The organism is Actinomyces sp. ICM58, assembly GCF_000283035.1.
Lineage (GTDB): Bacteria > Actinomycetota > Actinomycetes > Actinomycetales > Actinomycetaceae > Pauljensenia.
In genome coordinates, this window is record NZ_ALIY01000010.1 from 1 (window position 1) to 7,167 (window position 7,167).

Annotated in this window: 7 protein-coding genes; 4 read left to right on the forward strand and 3 right to left on the reverse strand. The window is 67.7% G+C overall.

Annotated elements, in window-relative coordinates; translation table 11 throughout:
- Nucleotides 1-20: 20 nt before the first annotated feature.
- The 3 genes from HMPREF1138_RS00285 to HMPREF1138_RS00295 form a co-directional block, all read right to left on the reverse strand.
- Nucleotides 21-983: an HD domain-containing protein gene (locus tag HMPREF1138_RS00285; RefSeq protein ID WP_009055120.1), complete on the reverse strand. Its 963-nt coding sequence runs from the start codon at nt 981-983 to the stop codon at nt 21-23.
- 174 nt (nt 984-1,157) lie between these two features.
- Nucleotides 1,158-2,624, reverse strand: a complete 1,467-nt coding sequence (locus tag HMPREF1138_RS00290) for a sensor histidine kinase (protein WP_009055112.1) — start codon at nt 2,622-2,624, stop codon at nt 1,158-1,160.
- 1 nt (nt 2,625) lies between these two features.
- Complete coding sequence (locus tag HMPREF1138_RS00295) at nt 2,626-3,348, reverse strand: response regulator transcription factor (protein ID WP_009055118.1); 723 nt, start codon at nt 3,346-3,348, stop codon at nt 2,626-2,628.
- Between the two features lie 129 nt (nt 3,349-3,477).
- On the opposite strand from HMPREF1138_RS00295, the gene HMPREF1138_RS00300 reads away from it, so the two are divergent.
- The 4 genes from HMPREF1138_RS00300 to panC all read left to right on the forward strand — a co-directional run.
- Complete coding sequence (locus tag HMPREF1138_RS00300) at nt 3,478-3,978, forward strand: PH domain-containing protein (protein ID WP_009055117.1); 501 nt, start codon at nt 3,478-3,480, stop codon at nt 3,976-3,978.
- Complete coding sequence (locus HMPREF1138_RS00305; protein WP_009055116.1) at nt 3,975-5,537, forward strand: PH domain-containing protein; 1,563 nt, start codon at nt 3,975-3,977, stop codon at nt 5,535-5,537. The genes HMPREF1138_RS00300 and HMPREF1138_RS00305 overlap by 4 nt, the downstream gene beginning before the upstream one ends.
- Before the next feature lie 25 nt (nt 5,538-5,562).
- Nucleotides 5,563-6,450 (forward strand): Rossmann-like and DUF2520 domain-containing protein, encoded by an 888-nt coding sequence (locus HMPREF1138_RS00310; RefSeq protein ID WP_009055119.1) that lies wholly within the window; start codon nt 5,563-5,565, stop codon nt 6,448-6,450.
- Nucleotides 6,451-6,557: 107 nt separating this feature from the next.
- Nucleotides 6,558-7,167, forward strand: a 610-nt coding sequence (gene panC / locus HMPREF1138_RS00315) for a pantoate--beta-alanine ligase (RefSeq protein ID WP_009055114.1), incomplete at its 3' end; no start/stop codon positions are given.

Sequence of the window (7,167 nt, forward strand, 5' to 3'; positions counted from 1 at the left end):
GTGTGGCGCGTGAAACGGGCTCAGTCGGCGTTGGGCAGGTCGAGCGACTCGACTGCGGACTCGAGGGAGGAGGTGGCCTCCTCGTGCTCGTCGGAACCGCTGGGCTCCTCGATCTTGCGGGGAAGGACGCCGGTCGACGTGGCTTCGTTGTCGGGGGTTGCGACGGGTACGCGCTTCTTGATCGAACGGCGCTTGATGATCAGGGTGCCGGTCGTGGTTGTGGAGTCCTCCACGACCTCTTCGGCGTCGTCCGCATCGTCGGCGTTGTCCGTGTCCTCGGTGTGGGTGGCTTCGCACAGCTGGGTCTTGTCTCGCTCCAGGCGCGTCAGTTCGACCTCGAGGTTCGCGCGGGCGGTGTCCTCCCAGGCGGAGCCGAGCGGAGACTGGTAGATCGTCTCGTAGCTGAGCAGCTTCTTGAGGAGGGCTATGCGGGCCTTGACGAATTGCAGGTCGTCGAGCTCGCTGAGCTCGGCGCGCAGTGAGTACCGCAGCTTCTTGTAATCCTGAGGGCTGCACGACAGGCACGCCAGGTCGGCGTCGACGAGCACCTGCGCGTCGAAGTCGGTGCGCGGGGCGCGGTGGCGCGTCAAGAAGGCGATGAGCTCATCGATGCGGGCGACGACCTCTTCGGGAACGCCGAGGTTGGTGAGGCGGTTATGCGCGTGGTCGATGCAGCGGGTGGCCGCGAAGTTCGCCTGGAAGCCGCCGAGCTTAATCTCGAGAGCCTTGTTGAGGAACGCGCCGTGGTACCAGGCGGCGACGCGCAGGATGTCAGGGTCGTGCGCGGAGGAAGCGATCTCGTCGATGTAGGTCAGCGTGTTCATGAGACGACGCAGGTTGTGCATGTGTCGGTTGGGCGCGCTCCACCGCTGCATGAGGTCCGTGCCCTCATGTTCGAGGTCTGTGCCGGTCGCGGTTGCGCCGATCTGCTGCATGGCGTCGACGAACGACGTCAGCAGCCACTGAGGTGCTTGTGCACCCATGGGCCACTCTCCTTGTTGAGGGATACTCAGCCATGCTAGTGCGCTTTTTCCCCGAGGTCACCTCCGTTGGTCAAAAATCGGGGAAAACTCTTAGGGTTTGCTGGGAACTGTCCGACCAGAAATGCGTGAAAAACAGGGAAAAATGCCCATGTGTGCGCCTCTTCGTTACGTCTTTCACGCCGTGGGGAGCTCGATGCGCACGGTCAACCCGCCCCCCTTCGTTTTGGTGAGCGAGGCGTTGCCGCGGTGCGCCGCGAGGATGCCGGAGACGATGGCAAGGCCCAGGCCGGAGCCGCCGGACTTGCGATTGCGCGACGAGTCGGCCCGGTAGAAGCGCTCGAAGACGCGGCCGCGGTCGGTTTCGTCGATGCCGGGACCGTGGTCGCGCAGTTCGATGATGGCGGTGTCGCCGCTGCGTCCGAGCGCGATCTCCACGGGGGAACCCTGGGGGGTGTAGCGCACGATGTTGCCGATCAGGTTGGTGAAGACCTGGGAGAGGCGGTCGCGGTCCCCGGGGACGATGAGGGTCATCGGGGGCGTGCGCCCGTTGGTGCCGATGAGCCCGACGGTGCGCGTGGGGTCGAGGGCCTGCAGGTCAAAGACGGCGTTGTCGGCGAGTTTGACCAGGTCGATGTCGGTAATGTCGAGGGGGCGGCCCTCGTCGAGGCGGGCGAGGGTGAGGAGGTCTTCGACGAGGTTGGCCATACGCGCCGACTCGGAGCCGATGCGGCCCATGACCTCGTCGATGCGTTCGGCGGGAACGCCGCCCATGGAGTAGAGCTCGCAGTAGCCGGAGATAGCCGCCAGGGGGGTGCGTAGCTCGTGGGAGGCGTCGGAGACGAAGCGCTTGATTTTGCGCTCCGAGGTCTGGCGGGCCTCGAAGGACTGTTCGACCTGGGTGAGCATCGAGTTGAGGGAGAGGGCCAGGGAGCCGACCTCGGTGGTCGGCGGGTGGGGGGTGACGCGCTTGGTGAGGTCCCCGGCGGCGATCTTGCCGGCGGTGGATTCGATGGAGCGCAGCGGCAGGAGGGCGCGGCGCACGAGGACGCGGCCCGCCCATCCACCGATGAGGACGATGATTGAGCCGGCGACCGCGAAGTACGAGGCCGTGGTGCGCAGGGTGTGCTGGACGTCGGACAGGGGCAGGGCGATCGTCATGTACCCGGAGAAGACGCCGGAGTCCTGGTCGTAGACGGGGACGACGAGGGCGCGCCATCCGAGGCCCATCTTCGAGGAGGAGACGGTGATGGGCAGCGTGCGGAACGATGAGATGGGGGCGGAGGAGGTGTCGACGAGCTCGGGCAGGTTGGGTGTGCCCGAGGCCTTGAGCGTGTCCTCGGAGTAGAAGTAGCGGTCGTTTCCGCTGGTGTCGCGGATCTGAATGTAATAGAGGGTGGGGATGCCGCCCTGGCCGTCGGCGGAGAAGGTCGCGGTGGAGGCGGAGATCTGGAGCGTGTGCGCGGTGGCGATCAGCTGGTCGTCGATCTGCGAGGTCAGGTGGCGCTGGAGGAGGCCGATCATGACCGTGCCGGACAGTGAGAGGCCGACGGCGAGCAGGAAGGTGATAAGCGTGACGAGCTGCGAGGATAGGGGTTTGGCGTCCCACCAGGCTTCGACGCGTTGAGCCAGGCTGGGGTGCACGTTACTCCTCGGCACGTAGGATGTAGCCCACGCCTCGCTTGGTGTGGATGAGCTCCCCGGACGCGCCCTCGACCGCGAGCTTGCGGCGCAGGTAGGAGATGTAGGACTCGACGATGGCGACCTCGCCGTCCCAGTCGTATTCCCACACGTGGTCGAGGATCTGCATCTTGGACACGACGCGCCCGGCGTTGATGACGAGGTAGCGCAGGAGCTTGAACTCGGTGGGGGACAGGTCGATGGGGACGCCTGCGCGCGTGACTTCGTGTGCGTCTTCGTCGATGACCAGGTCTCCGACGCGCAGGAAGGCGTCATCCTCCTCGGCTCCCATCGTGCGGCGCAGGATGGCGCGGATGCGCGCGACGACCTCTTCGAGGCCGAAGGGTTTGGTGACGTAGTCGTCGCCGCCGACGGTCAGGCCCTGGATCTTGTCGCGCATGTCGTCGCGCGCGGTGAGGAAGAGGACGGGGGTGGTGATGCCGGCGTCGCGCAGGCGGCGCGTGACGGTGAAGCCGTCCATGTCGGGGAGCATGACGTCGAGGACGATCAGGTCGGGGCGCGAGGCCTGGGCTTCGTGAAATGCGCCGCTTCCGTCCTCGGCGGTGACGACGTCGAAGCCGGCGAAGCGCAGAGAGGAGGCGAGGAGGTCGCGAATGTTGGGCTCGTCGTCGACGACGAGCAGTTTTGCCTCTGTTCCGGTGGTGCTCATGGTGTCAGTGTCGCCCATGAGTCTGAATGTTTCCTGGGAGGTCGGTGTGAATCGCGCGGTGGTGTCGGTGTCTGTCCCTCGCGCGAATCGGGCACCCTCGTTCGATCAACAAGAAAGTTTGTGGAAATGTTATGCAAGAATTGAAGCATGTCCCCTCGAAACGCAACGGATGTCCTGTCTCCCGCAGGCATCGAATTCCAGCACGTGTCCCCCAGGCTCGCCGCCCTGCGCCTCGGCAACGCCTTCGCCCTGTGCGGCGCCCTGTGTGGTGCGATCTCGGCCCTCGTCCTCATCGTCGGCATCCCCGCACTGTGGTGGCTCATGCTCGTCCCAGCCCTCATCGCCCTGCTCTGCCTGTGGCTGATCCCCGCCCAGGTGCGAGCTCTGCGCTACGCCCTGGCGGAGACGGATTTCGTGATCCGCCGTGGCGTCATCAACCGTTCCCTCACCCTGGTCCCCTACGGCCGCATCCAGTACGTCGACATCAAGCAGGGGCCCGTCCTGCGCTTCATGGGAATCGCCACGATCAAGCTCTCGACCGCGAGCGCCCACACCGATGCGACGCTGAGCGGCGTTCCCGTCGCCGACGCGGTGGGTCTGCGCGACGTCCTCGCCGAGCGCGGTTCCGCGGAGCTGATGGGCCTATGAGTAAGGACCTGTCCGCTGACGGGGTCGCCCCCGAGGAATGGAAGCCGCTTCACCCGCTGACCTACCTTCCCCGCGTCGCGGGATCGGTGACGGGCATCATCGGCGGTGTGGCCCTGGCGAATGCGTCGGTCATTGCGGCGTGGCTGTCGGGCGAGGATCCCGCCCTGTTCGGGAGCGTCAGTGTTCTGCTGGGCCTCGTTGCTGTCGTCGTGGCGGTCCTGGCTCTCTCCGTCGTCTACTGCTACCTGTCGTGGAAGATGACGCGCTATGCGGTGACCTCGACCGCCGTGTGGTATCGCGCCGGTATCCTCAAGCGCACCCAGCGCCACGCGCGCCTGTCGCGCATCCAGACGGTGAACGTCTCCCACTCGCTCCTCGGTCGCATCGTCGGCCTGGGGTACCTCGACATTGAGGTTGCCGGCGGCCAGGATTCGAGCATCAAGCTGGGCCTGCTCACGAGTCGCCGCCTTGAAGAGTTGCGTGCGCTTCTGCTCGCCCTTGCCTCGGGCGCGATCGACGAGGCCGTGGATCCTTCCGCTGATTCTGTGGCCGCGACCGTGGGGTACCGCAGTGGTGCGTCCCCGCTGGAAGCCCCCGAGCGCCGCGTTTTCAAGGTCGGCTTTGGCAAGCTTCTGGTCTCGATGCTGGCGACCATCGACAACGTGATCGCCTTGTTCTTCGGTGTCTTCCTCCTTGGCCTTAACGGCTTCCTCGTGGGTGTCGTCGGGGTGACGTCGATCATGAGTTTCCTGGGTATCCTGGCGGGCGCGTTCAGCCTCCTGGGGGCCGTGTGGGCGCGCTTCGATCGAGAGTTCGGTTTCACGGCGTCTATCGCGGCCGACGGCGTGCGCATCAGCCGGGGCCTGACGGCCCGCCGCCAGGTGACGATTCCCCCGGGGCGCATTCACGCCCTCCAGGTCACCCAGCCGCTGGTCTGGCGTATTTTCGGCTGGTACCGCGTGGAAATCACGCAGGCGGGTAACGCCTCGACCACCAAGGATGAGAAGAATAAGGGCATGGCCGTGGACGTCGCTTCCGACGTGCTCTTGCCCGTGGGTAACCGAGCCGATCTCCTGCGCGCCATCGCGATCGCGATCCCCGACCTCGGGGTGGACGATCCCGAGGGCTTCATCGAGTCCCTTCGCGTGGGCACGCGCGAGGACCGCTGGATGACACCGATCCCGCGCAGCGCGAGGATTTTGGATCCTCTCGTGTACAAGCGCCGAGCCTTCGCCCTGACCGATGCCGTATTCGCGATCCGCGACGGGTTCTTTAACCTGCGATTCTCCATCATCCCGCTCACGCGCATCCAGTCGGTGTCCGTGCGTCAGGGGCCCATCCAGCGGTGGCGAAGCGTCGCCTCGGTGCGCGCCGCGCTGGTCCCCGGCCCGGTCGCGTCGATGGCCGAGCACGTCGAGGCGGGCCGTTCCCTGGAGCTGTGGGCCGACCTGTCCGAGGCCTCGAAGGTGCGCCGCGAGGCCGAGGCCCCCGAACGCTGGCTCTCGCGCGTCACCGAGGTCGTCGAGGCGACCTCGCGCGCGACGGCGCGCGGCGAGTGAGGCGCGGATCGGCGACAATGACACCATGAGCACCCCCGGACGCCTCGGTATCGGCATCATCGGCATGGGCCACGTCGGCCCCGTCATCGGCTCTGCCCTGCGCGCCGTCGGGCACCAGATCGTCGCCGTCTCCGCCTCGTCGGATGCTTCGCGCGAGCGGGCCGACGCGATGCTGCCCGGGGTGCCCCTGGCGTCCCCCGAGGAGGTTGCCCGACGCTCCGAGGTCGTCATCCTGGCCGTGCCCGACGACCAGATCGGCCCCCTCGCGTCCGGCCTCGCCGACCTCGGCGCCTGGCAGAGTGGCCACATCGTCATCCACCTGTCGGGTGCCTCGGGCGTCGGGCTGCTGGCACCGGCCTCGGCCGCCGGAGCGATCCCTCTGGCGATCCACCCGGCGATGACCTTCACGGGGACCAGCGTCGACGTGGCACGCCTCGTGGGTGCACCCTTCGCGGTGACGGCGGCGGCGCCCTTCCTGCCGATCGCCCAGGCTCTCGTCGTCGAAATGGGTGGCGAACCCGTCGTCGTCGCCGAGGAAGACCGCCCCCTCTACCACGCGGGCCTCGCCCACGGCGCCAACTTCATCGCCGGCATCACCGTCCAGACGACGCGCATCCTCGCCGCGGCCGGCATCGACAACCCCGCCCTGTACGTGCGCCCCCTCCTCGAGGCCGCCCTCGACCGGGCTCTCACCGAGGGCGTCGCGGGCATCTCCGGACCCGCCGCCCGCGGGGACGCGGGCACCATCGCGGCCCACGCCCGCTGCCTCGGCTCGCGTGAGGAACTCGTGGGGGAGCGCGACACCTACGCGGACATGACACGCGCCCTCACGCGGCTCCTGCGCGAGGCCCGGCTCCTCGACGAGCGAGCCGCGACCGCCGTCGAGGCTGCCCTCCTCGATCCCGGCGCCTGACCTCGGGCATCCGCCGGCCGCGCCCAGGCCTCGTCCCCCACAGAGCGAGGCGTGAGGATAGCGACTCTCTTTCGCGCCCGGGGATCAACATTTGCAAGAATAGAAACATGACCCACCGTCCCATCCTGACCCACACGCGCGCCCAGCTGGCCGAGGCGCTGGCGAAGCTGCCCGGCACGAAGGCGCTCGTCATGACCATGGGCGCCCTGCACAACGGGCACCTGCAGCTCGTGCGTGAAGCCCGGCAGCTCGCCGACCACGTGATCGTCACAATCTTCGTCAACCCCACGCAATTCGCGCCCGGCGAGGACTACGACGCATACCCGCGCACCCTGGATGCGGACATGGACGCCCTCGAGACGGTCGGCGCGGACCTCGTGTGGGCGCCCGCGCCCCAGGATGTGTACCCCACGCCCGCGACCGTCACCATCGACCCGGGCCCCATCGCGCGCGTCCTCGAGGGCAAGACGCGCCCCACGCACTTCGCGGGCGTCGCCCTCGTGTGCTCCAAGGTCGTCAACCTCGTGCGCCCCGACGTCGCCCTGTACGGCCAGAAGGACGCCCAGCAGCTGGCCGTCCTGCGCACTGTCTTCACCCAACTCGACATCCCCGTGCGCGTCCACGCCGTGCCGATCGTGCGCGCCGAGGACGGCGTCGCCCTGTCCAGCCGCAACCAGTACCTGAGCGACGACGAGCGCATCCGCGCCCGCGCCCTCT

Excerpts from the sequence above, each read along its gene's own strand:
- HMPREF1138_RS00285 (WP_009055120.1), bottom strand. The coding sequence starts at position 983 with ATGGGTGCACAAGCACCTCAGTGGCTGCTGACGTCGTTCGTCGACGCC.
- HMPREF1138_RS00295 (WP_009055118.1), bottom strand. The coding sequence starts at position 3,348 with ATGGGCGACACTGACACCATGAGCACCACCGGAACAGAGGCAAAACTG.
- HMPREF1138_RS00300 (WP_009055117.1), top strand. The coding sequence starts at position 3,478 with ATGTCCCCTCGAAACGCAACGGATGTCCTGTCTCCCGCAGGCATCGAA.
- HMPREF1138_RS00305 (WP_009055116.1), top strand. The coding sequence starts at position 3,975 with ATGAGTAAGGACCTGTCCGCTGACGGGGTCGCCCCCGAGGAATGGAAG.
- HMPREF1138_RS00310 (WP_009055119.1), top strand. The coding sequence starts at position 5,563 with ATGAGCACCCCCGGACGCCTCGGTATCGGCATCATCGGCATGGGCCAC.